Annotated in this window: 15 protein-coding genes; 11 read left to right on the top strand and 4 right to left on the bottom strand. The window is 72.5% G+C overall.

Annotated elements, in window-relative coordinates; translation table 11 throughout:
* Complete coding sequence (locus tag IEZ05_RS10980) at positions 1-795, bottom strand: hypothetical protein (protein WP_372462692.1); 795 nt, start codon at positions 793-795, stop codon at positions 1-3.
* Between the two features lie 161 nt (positions 796-956).
* On the opposite strand from IEZ05_RS10980, the gene IEZ05_RS10975 reads away from it, so the two are divergent.
* From IEZ05_RS10975 to ilvD, 4 genes are all read left to right on the top strand, one after another.
* Positions 957-1889, top strand: coding sequence for a Ppx/GppA family phosphatase (locus IEZ05_RS10975; protein ID WP_189229874.1), 933 nt, complete (start codon positions 957-959; stop codon positions 1887-1889).
* A 163-nt stretch (positions 1890-2052) separates the two neighbouring features.
* On the top strand, positions 2053-2892 hold the full coding sequence (locus tag IEZ05_RS10970) for a sugar phosphate isomerase/epimerase family protein (RefSeq protein ID WP_189229873.1): 840 nt from the start codon (positions 2053-2055) through the stop codon (positions 2890-2892).
* Positions 2889-3524: a TetR/AcrR family transcriptional regulator gene (locus IEZ05_RS10965; protein WP_189229872.1), complete on the top strand. Its 636-nt coding sequence runs from the start codon at positions 2889-2891 to the stop codon at positions 3522-3524. The genes IEZ05_RS10970 and IEZ05_RS10965 overlap by 4 nt, the downstream gene beginning before the upstream one ends.
* 133 nt (positions 3525-3657) lie before the next feature.
* Positions 3658-5511, top strand: a complete 1854-nt coding sequence (gene ilvD, locus IEZ05_RS10960) for a dihydroxy-acid dehydratase (protein ID WP_189229871.1) — start codon at positions 3658-3660, stop codon at positions 5509-5511.
* 20 nt (positions 5512-5531) lie between these two features.
* Here the strand turns inward: ilvD and IEZ05_RS10955 are convergent, their stop codons facing one another.
* The gene (locus IEZ05_RS10955) at positions 5532-7634 is read right to left on the bottom strand and encodes a serine/threonine-protein kinase (protein WP_189229870.1); all 2103 of its coding nucleotides are present in this window, start codon (positions 7632-7634) and stop codon (positions 5532-5534) included.
* Positions 7635-7828: 194 nt separating this feature from the next.
* Here IEZ05_RS10955 and IEZ05_RS10950 point away from each other — a divergent pair, with 194 nt between their 5' ends.
* The 6 genes from IEZ05_RS10950 (at position 7829) to proC (ending at position 12441) form a co-directional block, all read left to right on the top strand.
* The gene (locus tag IEZ05_RS10950) at positions 7829-8155 is read left to right on the top strand and encodes an SH3 domain-containing protein (protein WP_189229869.1); all 327 of its coding nucleotides are present in this window, start codon (positions 7829-7831) and stop codon (positions 8153-8155) included.
* A 43-nt stretch (positions 8156-8198) separates the two neighbouring features.
* The gene (locus IEZ05_RS10945) at positions 8199-8702 is read left to right on the top strand and encodes an EamA/RhaT family transporter (protein ID WP_189229868.1); all 504 of its coding nucleotides are present in this window, start codon (positions 8199-8201) and stop codon (positions 8700-8702) included.
* Between the two features lie 323 nt (positions 8703-9025).
* Positions 9026-9817: a class I SAM-dependent methyltransferase gene (locus IEZ05_RS10940; RefSeq protein ID WP_189229867.1), complete on the top strand. Its 792-nt coding sequence runs from the start codon at positions 9026-9028 to the stop codon at positions 9815-9817.
* A gap of 32 nt (positions 9818-9849) precedes the next feature.
* Positions 9850-10683: an ABC transporter ATP-binding protein gene (locus IEZ05_RS10935; RefSeq protein WP_189229866.1), complete on the top strand. Its 834-nt coding sequence runs from the start codon at positions 9850-9852 to the stop codon at positions 10681-10683.
* The gene (locus tag IEZ05_RS10930) at positions 10680-11474 is read left to right on the top strand and encodes an ABC transporter permease (protein WP_189229865.1); all 795 of its coding nucleotides are present in this window, start codon (positions 10680-10682) and stop codon (positions 11472-11474) included. Before IEZ05_RS10935 ends, IEZ05_RS10930 begins: the two co-directional genes overlap by 4 nt.
* A gap of 154 nt (positions 11475-11628) precedes the next feature.
* Positions 11629-12441, top strand: a complete 813-nt coding sequence (proC, locus tag IEZ05_RS10925) for a pyrroline-5-carboxylate reductase (protein ID WP_189229864.1) — start codon at positions 11629-11631, stop codon at positions 12439-12441.
* Positions 12442-12466: 25 nt separating this feature from the next.
* Here the strand turns inward: proC and IEZ05_RS10920 are convergent, their stop codons facing one another.
* Positions 12467-13051 carry a cysteine hydrolase family protein gene (locus IEZ05_RS10920; protein ID WP_189229863.1) on the bottom strand — a complete coding sequence of 195 codons (585 nt, stop codon included), beginning with the start codon at positions 13049-13051 and terminating at the stop codon, positions 12467-12469.
* A gap of 75 nt (positions 13052-13126) precedes the next feature.
* Here IEZ05_RS10920 and IEZ05_RS10915 point away from each other — a divergent pair, with 75 nt between their 5' ends.
* A complete protein-coding gene (locus tag IEZ05_RS10915; protein WP_189229862.1) occupies positions 13127-14143 on the top strand; it encodes a GlxA family transcriptional regulator in 1017 nt (338 codons plus the stop codon).
* Here IEZ05_RS10915 and trpS read toward each other — a convergent pair.
* Entirely contained in the window at positions 14083-15108 is a 1026-nt protein-coding gene (trpS, locus tag IEZ05_RS10910) for a tryptophan--tRNA ligase (protein ID WP_189229861.1), read from the bottom strand. The genes IEZ05_RS10915 and trpS overlap by 61 nt on opposite strands.
* Between the last annotated feature and the right edge of the window lie 639 nt (positions 15109-15747).

The raw sequence follows: 15747 nt of genomic DNA, 5'->3' as shown, positions 1-15747 counted from the left end.
TCAGCGAGGCGCGGGATCCGCCGGATGCGGCGCCAGCAACGGCAGCTGCGAGGCCAGCCGTGCCTCGCACAGCTCGACCAGCCGGTCGTAGCCCGCCTTGCCCATCAACTCGATCAGCTCCGGCCGGTAGCTGACGTACACCGGGTCGCCCGCGCCGTGCGCCGAGGTCGCCGACGTGCACCACCAGTGCAGGTCGTGCCCGCCCGGCCCCCAGCCGCGCCGGTCGTACTCACCGATCGACACCTGCAGGACGCGGGTGTCGTCGGGCCGGTCGATCCACTCGTACGTCCGCCGCACCGGCAGCTGCCAGCACACGTCCGGCTTGGTCTCCAGCGGCTCCCTGCCCTCGCGCAGCGCCAGGATGTGCAGCGAGCAGCCCGCGCCGCCGGCGAAGCCGGGCCGGTTCTGGAAGATGCACGAGCCCTGGAAGGGACGGGTCTGCCGGGAGCCCTCGTCGTCCTCGGAGACCCATCCGTTCCGGGTGCCCTCGGCGTGGTGCTGCCAGATGTCCGGCGTGAGCCTCGCCACGTGCTCGGCGACCCGCTGCTCGTCGTCCTCGTCGGAGAAGTGGGCGCCCAGCGAGCAGCACCCGTCGTCCGCGCGGCCCGCCTGGATGCCCTGGCAGCCACTGCCGAAGATGCAGTTCCAGCGGGAGGTCAGCCAGGTCAGATCGCAGCGGAAGACCTGCTCGTCGTCCGCCGGATCCGGGAACTCCACCCACGCGCGCGCGAAGTCGAGCCCCTTCTCGTCGTCGGACGCAGGACCCGGCACCGGACCCGTCGGAGAGACCCCGATGACCCCGGCCGGCTCGCTCAGCCCGACCTTCTTGTCCTGCTTGTCCTTCTTGGGCGACTTTCCGTCCTTCGCCTTTTTCGTCTTTGGCACGGCTCCAGGGTAAGTCGCCCGGACCGGACGACGGCACCGCTGTCCGCCCCGCCGGCAGTAGCGTTCCCTTCATGAGACTCGGTGTCCTCGACGTGGGTTCGAACACGGTGCATTTGCTGGTGGTGGACGCGCACCCCGGCGCACGCCCGCTGCCCGCGCACTCGCACAAGGCGGAGCTGCGCCTCGCCCAACTCCTCGACGGCGACGGCGCCATCGGTCCCGAGGGCGTGGACCGGCTGATCACGGTCGTCCACGAGGCGCTCCAGGCCGCCGAGGACAAGGGCGTCGAGAACCTCCTGCCGTTCGCCACCTCCGCCGTGCGCGAGGCCCGCAACGCCGACGACGTCCTCGCGCGCGTCCGCGAGGAGACCGGCGTCGAGCTCACCGTGCTCAGCGGCGCCGAGGAGGCCCGGCTCACCTTCCTCGCCGTCCGCCGCTGGTTCGGCTGGTCGGCGGGCAAGCTGCTGGTCCTGGACATCGGCGGCGGCTCCCTGGAGATCGCCTACGGCATCGACGAGGAGCCGGACGCCGCGGTGTCGCTGCCGCTCGGCGCGGGCCGGCTGACCGCCGCCCGGCTGCCCGGCGACCCGCCCGACCCGGACGACGTCCGGGCGCTGCGCCGCCACGTCCGTACGGAGATCGCCCGCACGGTCGGCGAGTTCAGCCGCTTCGGCGCCCCGGACCACGTGGTCGCCACCTCCAAGACCTTCCGGCAGCTCGCCCGCATCGCGGGCGCCGCCCGCTCGGCGGAGGGCCTCTACGTCCAGCGGGAGCTGAAAAGGGCCTCGCTGGAGGCCTGGGTGCCCCGCCTGGGCGCCATGACCGCCGCCGAGCGCGCCGAGCTCCCCGGCGTCTCCGAGGGCCGCGCGAACCAGCTCCTGGCCGGCGCCCTGGTCGCCGAGGCCGCGATGGACCTCTTCCGCGTGGAGAGCCTGGAGATCTGCCCGTGGGCCCTCAGGGAGGGCGTGATCCTCCGCCGCCTGGACCACATGGGCCAGGACTGACGCGCCCGGAGGCGGCACGGGCCCGTATCGACGCACGGCGCCGCCACGGGACGCGACGAACGAAGCCGCCCCGCCCTGAAACCGCCCCCGCACCTATGGCACTCGCCACAACGGCGACCACGCCCCCCGCACCCTCCGACCGCCACCCCGTAACCTGGCCACCGTGGCAGAACCAAGGGACGTAGTCCGCATCCCGGATGCGAAGGTCGCCCTGTCGACGGCTTCCGTCTACCCGGAGTCGACGGCGACGGCCTTCGAGATCGCCGCGCGCCTCGGCTACGACGGCGTCGAGGTCATGGTGTGGACCGATCCGGTCAGCCAGGACATCGAGGCCCTGCGCCGGCTCAGCGACTACCACCGGATGCCGATCCTGGCCGTGCACGCGCCCTGCCTGCTCATCACCCAGCGGGTCTGGTCCACGGACCCCTGGACCAAGCTCCAGCGCGCCCAGGCCGCCGCCGAGAAGCTGGGCGCGAGCACCGTGGTCGTGCACCCGCCGTTCCGCTGGCAGCGCCAGTACGCCCGGGACTTCGTCAGCGGCATCTGGCGGATGGCGAACGAGACAGACGTGCGGTTCGCGGTCGAGAACATGTACCCCTGGCGCTACCGGGACCGCGAGATGCTCGCGTACGCGCCCGACTGGGACGTGACGAAGGAGGACTACCGTCACTTCACGATCGATCTCAGCCACGCCGCCACGGCCCGCACCGACACCCTCGGCATGATCGAGCGCATGGGCGACCGTCTCGGTCACGTCCACCTCGCCGACGGCAAGGGCTCCGCCAAGGACGAGCACCTCGTCCCCGGCCGCGGCGACCAGCCCTGCGCCGAGGTGCTGGAGAACCTCGCGCACACAGGTTTCGACGGCCATGTCGTCATCGAGGTCAACACCCGTCGCGCCATGTCCAGCGCCGAACGTGAGGCCGACCTCGCGGAGGCGCTGGCCTTCACGCGCCTGCACCTGGCGTCGGCCTCCTCGGCGGCGAGGTCGCCCCGGCCGTGAGCGACGCCACCGAGGGAACCCCGGGCGCCTCCGGCACCCCCGCCCGCCGCCGCGGCCGCCCGCCGCGCACCGAGTCGGCCGGGACCCGCGACCGCATCCTCGCCGCGGCCCGCGAGGAGTTCTCCGAGCGGGGCTACGAGAAGACCTCCGTACGCGGCATCGCCAAGGCGGCGGGCGTGGACTCCGCCCTCGTGCACCACTACTTCGGCACCAAGGAACAGGTCTTCGAAGCGGCGATCGAGGTCGCCTTCGCGCCCGCCCTCAAAGCCCCCGAGGCGATCGGCGACGGCCCGCTCGAAGGGGTCGGCGAGCGCCTGACCCGCTTCATCCTGGGCCTCTGGGAGAACCCCGGCACCCGTGCGCCGCTGCTGGCGATCGTCCGCTCGGCCGTGAACAACGAGACCGCCGCCGCCGTCTTCCGCCGGCTGATCGCCGCCCAGCTGCTGCGCCGCATCGCCGACCAGCTGGACCTGCCGGACGCGGAGCTGCGCGCCGAGCTGGCGGCGGCGCAGCTGGTGGGGTGCGCGATGCTCCGGTACGTGATCAAGGTGGAGCCGCTGGCGTCGGCGGACCCCGAGCGGATCATCGCGCGGCTGGCACCGGTCGTACAGGGCCATCTCACCGGCCCCTGAAGCCCCGACGGCGAGACGGCCGTCCCGTATTCCGGACACCTTGTCCCGGTCCCTGGATGACCGGCGTACGCTCGTCGACAGTCAGAAAACTGTCAGCGTTTCCTGGCAGAACTCTCCGAAGGAGCGAGCGACGATGCCCGAGCTGAGGTCCCGCACAGTCACCCACGGCCGCAACATGGCGGGCGCCCGCGCCCTTATGCGCGCCTCCGGTGTACCCGGTGCGGACATCGGGCGGAAGCCGATCGTCGCGATCGCCAACAGCTTCACGGAGTTCGTGCCGGGCCACACGCACCTCGCCCCGGTCGGCCGGATCGTCAGCGAGGCGGTCGTCGCGGCCGGCGGCATCCCGCGCGAGTTCAACACGATCGCCGTCGACGACGGCATCGCCATGGGCCACGGCGGCATGCTCTACTCCCTGCCCTCCCGCGACCTGATCGCGGACAGCGTGGAGTACATGGTCGAGGCCCACTGCGCCGACGCCCTGATCTGCATCTCCAACTGCGACAAGATCACCCCGGGCATGCTCAACGCCGCCCTGCGGCTGAACATCCCGACGGTCTTCGTCTCCGGCGGTCCGATGGAGTCCGGCCGCGCCACCCTGGTCGACGGCACGGTCCGCACGCTCGACCTGGTCGACGCGATGTCCGACGCGGTGAACGACAAGATCTCCGACGAGGACATGCTCCGCATCGAGGAGAACGCCTGTCCGACCTGCGGCTCCTGTTCCGGCATGTTCACCGCCAACTCGATGAACTGCCTGACCGAGGCCATCGGCCTGTCCCTGCCCGGCAACGGCTCGGTCCTCGCCACCCACACCGCGCGCAAGCAGCTCTACGTCGACGCCGCGCGCACCGTGATGGACCTGGTCCACCGCTACTACGAGCAGGACGACGAGTCCGCCCTGCCGCGCAACATCGCCACCTTCCAGGCGTTCGAGAACGCCATGGCCCTCGACATCGCGATGGGCGGCTCCACCAACACGATCCTGCACCTGCTGGCCGCCGCCCAGGAGGCCGGCGTCCCCTTCGGCCTGGAGCAGATCGACGCCGTCTCCCGCCGGGTGCCGTGCCTGGCGAAGGTCGCGCCGAACGTCGCCAAGGACCGCACGTACTACATGGAGGACGTGCACCGCGCCGGCGGCATCCCCGCCCTCCTCGGCGAGCTGCACCGCGCCGGCCTGCTGAACGAGGACGTGCACTCCGTCCACAGCCCCTCCCTGGCCGACTGGCTCAAGACCTGGGACGTGCGCGGCGGCTCCCCGTCGCCCGAGGCCCTCGAGCTGTGGCACGCGGCGCCCGGCTGCGTCCGCTCCGCCGAGGCCTTCTCCCAGTCCGAGCGCTGGGAGGCGCTGGACACCGACGCCGAGGGCGGCTGCATCCGCTCGTCCGAGCACGCCTACTCCAAGGACGGCGGCCTCGCGGTCCTCAAGGGCAACCTCGCCGTCGACGGCTGCGTCGTGAAGACCGCCGGCGTCGACGAGTCCATCTGGACCTTCGAGGGCCCCGCGGTGGTCTGCGAGTCGCAGGAGGACGCCGTCCAGAAGATCCTCACCCAGCAGGTCAAGGAGGGCGACGTCGTCGTCATCCGCTACGAGGGCCCCAAGGGCGGCCCCGGCATGCAGGAGATGCTCTACCCGACCTCGTACCTGAAGGGCCGCGGCCTCGGCAAGGCGTGCGCGCTCGTCACCGACGGCCGCTTCTCCGGCGGCACGTCGGGCCTGTCCATCGGCCACGCCTCCCCGGAGGCGGCTTCGGGCGGCACCATCGCCCTCGTCGAGGACGGCGACCGCATCCGCATCGACATCCCGAACCGTTCCATCGAGCTGCTGGTCGACGACGCCGAGCTGGCCCGCCGCGAGCAGGCCCTGAACGGCGTGTACGCCCCGAAGAACCGCGAGCGCAAGGTCTCCGCGGCCCTGAGGGCGTACGCCGCGATGGCGACGAGCGCCGACAAGGGCGCCGTGCGTGACGTGAGCAAGCTGGGCTGACCGGCCCAGCGGGGGCCCGGCTACCAGGCGGCCGGGTCCCGCCCGTCCACGCCGAACACGGTCCCGTCCGGCGCACCGGCGTAGACGTGCCCGCCCGCGAGCACCGGTACGTGCAGTGTGGCGGGCACACGGTCGGAGTCGGCGGCGAGCCGCGGCCGGGTCTGCCCGAGGAGCTTGCCCGTGCGGGCGTCGACCCCGAGGAGCCGTCCGTCGGGCACGGTGACGTACACGTGCCGTCCGTCGGAGGCGGGCGCCGAGCCCCGGCTCACGCCGGTCTCCAGCCGCCACCGCTGCTTCCCGGCCGCCATGTCCACGGCCACCAGCGAGCCGCCCGCGCCCATGAGGTGCACGGTGTTCCCGCGCACCCCGGCCTGCGCCTCGGCGACCGGGACGTCCAGCGTCACCCGGCGGGTCGCCCCGCTGCCGGGCGTGTAGCGCACGACGGCGGCCGCGTCCCCGTACGTCGCGCCGCCGACCAGGAAGTACACGAATCCGTTCGCCGCACCCACCGGCGTCAGCGCCCCGTCGAGGCCGGCGTCCCACCGCACGTCGCCGGTCGTCGGATCCACCGCGGTCACCCGGGTCCTGGACCCGTCGTCCGACACGGTCGTCGCGTAGGCCGACCGGTCCCCGGCGAACGACGTGAAGTACGGCACGTCCTGCCCGGGGATCCGGCGGGACCAGGCGGTCTCGCCCGAGGCGCCGTCCACGCCGGTGACCCGACCGTCGGCGGCGGTGAGCAGGAGCATGCCGCCCGCGCACCGCAGCCCGTTGTACTCGGGCATCCCCTGGTGCCACGCCACCTTGCCGGTGGCGGGGTCGAGCGCCTCGAGGTCGCCGATCAGGCCGACCTCGGGCTGCACGAGACCACCCGCCATGACCGGCGGTTCGCTCCGCGTCGCCTCCGTGACGTCGTGGCGCCACAGGGTGCGGCCGTCGGCCGGATCGAGGGCGAAGACCAGCCCGGGCCGCCCGCACATCAGCTTGCCCGCGCCGTACGAGCACTGCGGCACACCGCTGCGCGGGACCGCCTCCGTCTCCCACGCGCCGAAACCCGACGCGTCCTGCGCGACGGCGGTCTGCCGCGCCGGCTCGGAGCCGCCGGACCACGGGAGCGAGGCGAGCCCGCCGAGCACGCCGAGGCAGAGCACCCCGGCGACCAGCACCGTCCGCCGGCCGAGACGGCGTGCGGGCCGCGGCGGGGGCTCGGCCGCCAGGGCCTCCGGCGTGTCCGCCTCCGGCCCGTCCGCCTCCTCGGTCCGCGGCGCCCGCAGGAAGGTCTGCGTGTCGTACGACGCCGCCACCGACCGCAGCTCCCGCATCAGCTCGTCCGGCGTGGGCCGCTCCTCCGGCTCCTTGGCCAGGCACCGCAGCACCAGCGGCGCGAGCGTCTCCGGTACGCCCGTCAGGTCGGGCTCGTCGTGCACGACCTGGTAGGCGACGACGTACGGGCTGTCCGAGTCGAAGGGCCCGCGCCCGGTCGCCGCGTGCACCATCAGGGAGCCGAGGGCGAAGACGTCGGCCGCGGGGCCCACCTCCCGGGGCCGGCGGAACTGCTCGGGCGCCATGAACGGCGGCGTGCCGATCAACTTCCCGGTCTCGGTCCGCAGTTCGCTGTCCTTCGGCCGGGAGATGCCGAAGTCGATGACCTTCGGCCCGTCCTCGGCGAGCAGCACGTTGCTCGGTTTCAGGTCCCGGTGCACGACCCCGACCCGGTGGATGTCCCGCAGCGCCTCGGCGAGCCCGGCCATCAGCCGGCGCAACTGCGCGGGGTCCATCGGCCCGTTCCGCTTCACCTGTTCCGAGAGGGTCGGCCCGGGGATGAACAGGGTGGCCATCCAGGGCCGCCCGGCCTCCGGGTCGGCGTCGACGACCGGAGCGGTGAAGGCACCGCTCACCCGCCGCGCCGCGGCCACCTCCTGCCGGAACCTCCCCCGGAACTCGGGGTCTTCGGCATAGCGGGCGTGGACGACCTTCACCGCCAGCTTCATCCCGGAGGTGCTGCGGGCCACGTGCACGACGCCCATACCGCCCGATCCCAGACAGGACTCCAGACGGTAGTGACCGGCATATTCCGGACGTTCCGCTTCCGCGCCCGCCCCGTCGTACTCCCGTGGCGCCATGGGACCACCCCCGTGCTGTTCCTGTGCGCGCGCGACGCTCGGAGCCTAGTCGATGACTCGTACGGGACCGAGGCGGCTTGCTAGCCTCCGCGTGCGAGTCGCGAACTCGTGTGTGACGGCCTGTTCCGGACAGTCCGTCACAGCGGAATCGACAGGGCCCCACGGCACACGCGGGGCCCCACGGGGGAGAACACATGACTGTCGACCATGTCGGCCGGCTGGAAGAAACCGACGGCGGCGCGGAAGCCGTCACGATGACGGCGACCGCGGCGGCCGTCTCGTCCTACCCGGTCGCTCCGGGCGTCCGTCTCAACGTCCGCAGCGGTCCCGGCACCGGCTACGGCATCGTGCGGGTCCTGTCGGAGGGAGCCCGCGTCCCGATCTACTGCCAGACGCCGGGGACGACGGTGACGGGCCCGTACGGCACCAACAACATCTGGGACAACATCGGCAACGGATACGTCTCCGACACGTACGTACGCACCGGCAGCGACGGCTACGTCGCGTCCCGCTGCTCCTGAGCCCACCCGGGGTCCGCGGCACGTCCGGCGCCATAATCGTTCCGTGAGCGCAGAGAACGGCACGAACGGCATCCCGGACACCCCCGCGGGCCCCCGCCCCGAACCCCTCCGGTTCTTCGGCACGACCTGGGTGAACCACGACCACGGCTACGTCGCCCGCCGGGCCGGCCTGGCCGTCGGCTCGCTCGCCGCGGCGGCCGCCGCCTGCTTCGTGCTCCGCATCGCCTACGAGGGCCTCCAGATCGCCGACATCGGCGGCTTCGTGTCGCTGCTGATGGTCGTGATGTTCGCGGTCTGCAGCGCCCTGGCCTTCCGGCACACCTGGTCCGGTTTCAGCAGCCGCCCCGACCCCGACCGCCAGTCCTCCCTGCGCGGCCTGCTCACCATCGGCTTCGTCGGTACGCTCCTCGCCTACTTCCTCCGCACCTTCACCGAGGCCCCGGGCGAGGCGCTGCACCGCACCGAGTACGACACGGCCCGCGAGGAGTACGAGAAGCGCACCACCCGCCGCTCCCGCAACCCGTCGAAGAAGCGCCGCCGCTCCTAGCCCGTGCCGTGATGCCCTCCGGGTGCGACAGGCCGACCGCGGGTGGCCCCGGTCGCCGGGTCGTCCCCGGGCGTCGGCGCGGCCGTCGCACGCCGCCCGGCCGCCGACGGCGTCCGGATCGTCGCCGGCTCCGCGCACTCCGCGGCGGCGGGCGAGGCCCGTGCCGCCGGACTGCCGGGCGCCCGCGGCAGCCGGTCGAACGCCGCCGGGGACGGTGAGGCGGCCGCCTCACCGAGGCCGTCGTCGACGCGTGCGGGCGTCCGGACATCCTGGTAGACGGCGAAAGCCCCTGCGCCCCGCGGCCACCCGGCCACCATGGCCGTATGACGACACCGAGGCCCGACTCGCCGGCCGGCCACTCCGCCCGCGCCCACTCCTTCAACGCGGCCGCGGCCCAATACGCCGCCAACCGCCCCTCCTACCCGTCCGCCCTCTTCGAGGCGATCGAGGAGCTGTCCGGCCGCCCCCTGGCCGGCTCCCGCGTCGCGGACGTCGGCGCCGGTACGGGCATCGCCACCGCCCGCCTGCGCGAACGCGGCGCCGACGTCATCGCCGTCGAGCCCGGCGCGGGCATGGCGGCCGAGTTCCGCCGGGGCCTTCCCGACGTGCCGGTGATCCGCGGCAACGGCAACGCCCTCCCCCTCGCCGACCACCGCCTCGACCTCCTCACCTACGCCCAGGCCTGGCACTGGACCGACCCCGCCCGGGCGGTCCCGGAGGCGCTGCGCGTGCTGTGTCCGGGCGGGGCGCTGGCGCTGTGGTGGAACACCGACGCCCTCGACGTGCCGTGGACGGCCGAGGCGGCCGAGCGCACGGAGCGGCAGTTCGGCCTGAACGTCTCCGCCGAGAAACGGGACGTCAACGCTCGCGTCGCCGACCCCTCCGGCCGCCTGGCCTTCACCCGCCGCACGATCCGCTGGAGCCGCCGCGTCCCGCTGGACACACACCTGGCCAACCTCGCCAGCCACTCCGTCTTCCTCACCCACGGCGAGGAACGCAGCGCGGCCTTCCTGGCCGAGGAGCGGGAGCACCTCCTGGCCGTCTTCCCGGACGGGATCGTCGAGGAGACGTACGACGTGATCCTGCTGCTCGCCAGGACCCCCACGACTGCTTGACGCGACGGGAGCGCGGGAGCACTATTCATCACATGATGAATTACTCGCCCCGCCCTCCCGGCGACCGGACGACAGCCGTCGCCGCCGCCCCCGACGGGGGAACCACCCCCGCCGTCCACGCCGAGAACCTCACCGTCGCCCGCGGCTCCCGCACCGTCCTGCGCGGCCTCGGCTTCACCGTCCCGCGCGGCCAGATCACCGGCCTCCTCGGCCCCTCCGGCTGCGGCAAGTCCACCCTCATGCGGGCGATCGCCGGCACCCAGGCCAAGGTCACCGGCACCCTGGACGTCCTCGGCCGCCCCGCGGGCCACCCCGACCTGCGCACCCGCATCGGCTACGTCACCCAGGCCCCGTCCGTCTTCGACGACCTCACCGTCCGCCAGAACCTCGACTACTTCGCCGCGATCCTCGACCCCGGCCGCGCCTCCTCCGACCGCCGCCGCGAGACCGTCACCCGGGCCATCGCCGACGTCGACCTCACCACCCGCGCCGACGCCCTGGCCGGCAACCTCTCCGGCGGCCAGCGCAGCCGCGTCTCCCTCGCCGTCGCGCTTCTCGGCGCCCCGGAACTCCTGGTCCTCGACGAACCGACGGTCGGCCTCGACCCCGTACTCCGCCGCGACCTGTGGACCCTGTTCCACTCCCTCGCCGCCGACCGCGGCGCCACCCTCCTCGTCTCCTCGCACGTCATGGACGAGGCCGAGCGCTGCCACCGCCTCCTCCTGATGCGCGAGGGCACGCTCCTCGCCGACGACACCCCCGACGCCCTGCGCACCCGCACGGACGCCGAGACGGTCGAGGAGGCCTTCCTGCACCTGGTGGACGAGGCCACGGCGGCAGCCCGCACGAAGGAGACCACGCGATGACCACCACGACTCCCACCACAGGGGCCACACTCCGCCCGGTCCCCACCCGCCCCCTCAACCTCTCCCGCACCACCGCCACCGCGGCCCGCGTCCTGCGTCAGCTCGCCCACGACCCCCGCACGATCGCGCTGCTGCTCCTCATCCCCTGCGTGATGCTGTTCCTGCTGCGCTACGTCTTCGACGGCAGCCCGCGCACCTTCGACAACATCGGCGCGTCCCTGCTCGGGATCTTCCCGCTGATCACGATGTTCCTGGTCACGTCCATCGCGACCCTGCGCGAGCGCACCTCGGGCACCCTCGAACGGCTCCTCGCCATGCCCCTGGGCAAGGGCGACCTCATCGCCGGCTACGCCCTGGCCTTCGGCGCCCTCGCGATCGTCCAGTCGGCCCTGGCGACGGGCCTGGCCGTCTGGTTCCTCGGCCTCGACGTCACCGGCAGCCCCTGGCTCCTGCTCCTGGTCGCCCTGCTCGACGCCCTCCTGGGCACCGCGCTCGGCCTCTTCGTCTCGGCCTTCGCGGCCTCGGAATTCCAGGCGGTCCAGTTCATGCCGGCAGTGATCTTCCCCCAGCTCCTCCTCTGCGGCCTCTTCACCCCGCGCGACCGCATGCACCCCGCCCTGGAGGCCGTCTCCGACGTCCTGCCGATGTCCTACGCGGTCGACGGCATGAACGAGGTCCTGCGCCACACCGACATGACGGCCACCTTCGTACGGGACGCCCTGATCGTGGCGGGCTGCGCCCTCCTGGTCCTGGCCCTGGGCGCGGCGACGTTGAAGCGCCGCACGGCGTAGTCAGCCCGCCCGGCGTACGAGGACCAGGCCCGCAGCCCCCGCGTCCCGCGGACTGGACTCCACACCCCACCCGCCCCCGCGAATGCGAGGATGACGACGACGGACGACACACCCCAGACCCACCCCAGACAGGGCACCGGAGGGCACCGAACCCATGACCCAGAAAGTCGCAGTCCTCGGGACCGGCAAGATCGGCGAAGCCCTGCTCAGCGGAATGATCGGAGCCGGCTGGGCACCCGCCGACCTCCTGGTCACCGCCCGCCGCCAGGAACGGGCCGACGAACTCCGCACCCGCTACGGAGTCACCCCGGTCACCAACGCCGAGGCCGCCAAGACCGCCGACACCCTGATCCTCACGGTCAAGCCGCAGGACATGGGCACCCTCCTCGACGAACTCGCCCCGCACATCCCCGCCGACCGCCTGGTCATCAGCGGCGCCGCGGGCATCCCGACCTCCTTCTTCGAGGACCGCCTCGCCGCCGGCACCCCGGTGGTCCGCGTCATGACGAACACGCCCGCCCTCGTGGACGAGGCCATGTCCGTCATCTCCGCCGGCACCCACGCCACCGCCGCCCACCTCGCCCACGCCGAGGAGATCTTCGGCGCCGTCGGCAAGACCCTCCGCGTCCCCGAGAACCAGCAGGACGCCTGCACCGCCCTCTCCGGCTCGGGCCCCGCGTACTTCTTCTACCTGGTCGAGGCCATGACCGACGCCGGCATCCTCCTGGGTCTGCCCCGCGACAAGGCCCACGACCTGATCGTCCAGTCCGCGATCGGCGCCGCGAAGATGCTCCGCGACAGCGGCGAACACCCGGTCAAGCTCCGCGAGAACGTCACGTCCCCCGCCGGCACCACCATCAACGCCATCCGCGAACTCGAGAACCACGGCGTCCGCGCCGCCCTCATCGCCGCCCTGGAAGCCGCCCGCGACCGCAGCCGCGAACTGGCCTCCGGCACCAAGGACTGACGACCCGGTGAGCCCCCGCGGGGGCTCACTCCGCCGCGGCCACCACATCCCCCGTCGTCACCACCCGCGCGAACCCGCCCCCGTGCAGCGACACCGCCGACGCGCTGGCCAGCTCGTCCGCGCTCTGCCGCCAGCCGAAGGGCCCCTCCAGGCCGAAGGTGTACGTCGCGTCGAACGCGACCAGCACGTCGTACCCGAGGTTCCCGCCCATCCGGGCCGTCGTCTCGACGCACATGTTCGTCTGGATCCCGGCCAGCACCACCTGGTCGATCCCCTGCTCCCCGAGCCACGCTCCCAGGTCCGGCGTCCCGAGGAACGCCGAGTTCACGGTCTTCGTGATCAGCAGCTCGGCCCCGTTCCCCTTCCCGCGCCGCTGCTCGACGTACTCCTTGAAGTCGTTGCCCTCGTACCCCGTCCGCAACGGCGACCCCGGCTTGGCCGAGTCGTGCCGCACGAAGACGACCGGCCGCCCGGTCGACTGCCATACGTCGATGAGGGCGGCGATGTTGTCGTCCGCCGCCGGGTTGTTGCGCGTCCCCCAGAAGCCGAGCTCCTCGAAGCCCTTCTGCACGTCCACGACCACCAGCGCTGCGTTCTCCGCGATGTCCATGCCCACGATCGTGCCGCCGGACGGCCGCGCTCCCCAGCGGTACAGAAGTCAGCGATCGATGGTTTACTGCCACCCATGGCAGTGCAGGCCACCGTCCAGGCCCCTTACCGCGTCGCCCTCGTCGCCTTCCCCGGCATCCGGGCCTTCGACGTCTCCGTCATCACCGAGGTCTGGGGCGCCGACCGCACCGACCGCGGCGCCCCCGCCTTCGACCTGCGCCGCGTCGCCGCCGACGGCACCACCGCGGTCCCGATGCGCGGCGGGCTCGCCCTCCACCCCGACAGGCCCCTCGACTGGCTGGACGACGCCGACCTCGTCGTGGTCCCCGGCCTCGACGACCACCTCACCCCGGCCCCGGCGCCGGTCCTCGACGCCCTCCGCCGCACCCACGCCCGCGGCACCACCGTCGCCGCCCTCTGCGGCGGCGCGTTCACCCTCGCTCAAGCGGGCCTGCTCGACGGCCGCCGCGCCATCACCCACTGGCGGCTGATCGACCTCCTGCGCGCCCACCACCCCCGCGTCACCGTCGTCCCCGACGCCCTCTTCATCGAGGACGACAACCTCTGGACCGCGGCCGGCACCGCGGCCGGCATAGACCTCTGTCTCCACTTGGTCCGCCTGGCCCATGGTGCCGAGGCCGCCGCCACCATCGCCCGCTCGATGGTCACCGCACCCTTCCGCACGGGCACCCAGGCCCAGTTCATCGAGCACCCCACGCCCCGCACCGACCGGGACGCCGACGCCCTCGCCGCCGTCCGCGAGCACGCGCTGCGCCACCTCCACGAGCCCCTGACCGTCGCCGACCTGGCCGCCCGCGCGGGCATGTCACCCCGCTCCTTCGCCCGCCACTTCACGGCGGCCACCGGCACCACGCCGCTGCGCTGGCTCCTCGACCAGCGCATCGCCGCCGCCCAGAAACTCCTGGAGCGCACCGACCTCCCCATGCCCGAGATCGCCCGCCGGGCCGGCTTCGGCAGCGAGGTCACGATGCGTCAGCACTTCGCATCGCGCCTCGCCACCAGTCCCCGCGCCTATCGGGCCGCGTTCACCACGGTGTCCGCCACCGGTGGCAACAGTCCGATCGCGCGATAGGCGGCATCCACGGTCGGCCGAGCCATCGCCCGCGCCTTCTCCGCGCCGTCCCGCAGCACGCCCTCCACGTAGCCGGGATCCGCGCACAGCTCCTGGTGCCGCTCACGCAACGGCCGCAACACCTCCACCACGGCCTCCGCGACGTCCTTCTTCAGCGCGCCGTACGCGTCGTACGCCCCCGCCAGCTCCGCCGGGTCCCCGCCCGTGCACGCGGCGAGGATCTCCAGCAGGTTCGCGAGCCCCGGCCGCGTCTCCCGGTCGTACACGACCTCGCGCCCGCTGTCGGTCACGGCCCGCATGACCTTCTTCCGCACCACGTCCGGCTCGTCCAGCACATAGACGATCCCCGGCCCGACGTCGTCGCTCTTCCCCATCTTCGACGCCGGCTCCTGCAGATTCATCACCCGGGCCGCCACCGCCGGATTCGTGGCTTTGGGCACCACGAACGTGTGCCCGTACCGCTGGTTGAACCGCACGGCGAGATCCCGGGCCAGTTCCACGTGCTGCGTCTGGTCCTCCCCGACCGGCACCTCGTCCGTCCCGTACGCCAGGATGTCGGCCGCCATCAGTACGGGATACGTCAGCAGCGACAGCCGCACACTCCCGCCCCGCTCCCGCTCCCGCGCGGCCTTCTCCTTGTACTGGATCATCCGGCGCATCTCACCGTCCGTGGCCACGCACTCCAGTACGTACGACAGCCGCGCGTGTTCGTCCACATGGCTCTGGACGAACACGGTGCACAACTCCGGATCCAGCCCCGCCGCCAGCAGCAGCGACGCCGCCTGCCTGCTCAGCCGGCGCACCCGTGCCGGATCGTGGTCGACGGTCAGCGCGTGCAGATCGACCACGCAGAACAGCGCGTCGGACCGATGCTGGTCCTCCGCGGCCCACTGCCGCATGGCTCCCAGGTAGTTCCCCAGCGTCAGATGCCCGGTCGGCTTGACCCCACTGAAGACCCGTGTCATCTCTCCACCTCTGGTCAGGGCCGCCGCCACCCGCCGGCCGCCCCTCCTGGAGGGAGATACGAGAACGGCCGCCGAAGCGGCGGCCGTCGAGTGCGTACGTGAGCGCGGCCGCCGTCAGGCGGCCCACCAGAACTGGTTGCACGTACGCGTCATCACGTCGGTCACGCTACGCCTCGAACAGCCGCTTCGCCATGAAGTTGACACGGCATGCCCCCATCCGTACTGTTCTCCGAGTTGTCCGACGTGAGCGCCGACCTCGGTCGGTCCCCGGACAGCGATTCCGCAAGTACCAACCACTCTCGACGAACAGTCGCGCTGTCGGCGTCGTCGTGTCATTGGCACGCGTATTCGCGGAATGAGGAATCCACGTTCGAAAGAACGCGGCCCCGATTAGCTCGGGAGTCGGGAATCCGCTAGAGTCTCACTCGTCGGAACGGCCCAACAGCCGGGAAGACAACCCCCTCTGACGGGGAATCAGGGCCCGAAAGGATCTGATAGAGTCGGAACCGCCGGAAAGGGAAACGCGAAAGCGGAAACCTGGAAAGCACCGAGGAAATCGGATCGGAAAAGGATCTGATAGAGTCGGAAACGCAAGACCGAAGGGAAGCGCCCGGAGGAAAGCCCGAGAGGGTGAGTACA

The organism is Streptomyces flaveolus, from assembly GCF_014648815.1.
In the GTDB taxonomy this organism is placed as follows: domain Bacteria; phylum Actinomycetota; class Actinomycetes; order Streptomycetales; family Streptomycetaceae; genus Streptomyces; species Streptomyces flaveolus.
Note: the sequence above shows the minus strand (reverse complement) of the source record. Positions and strands in the feature narration are given on the sequence as shown.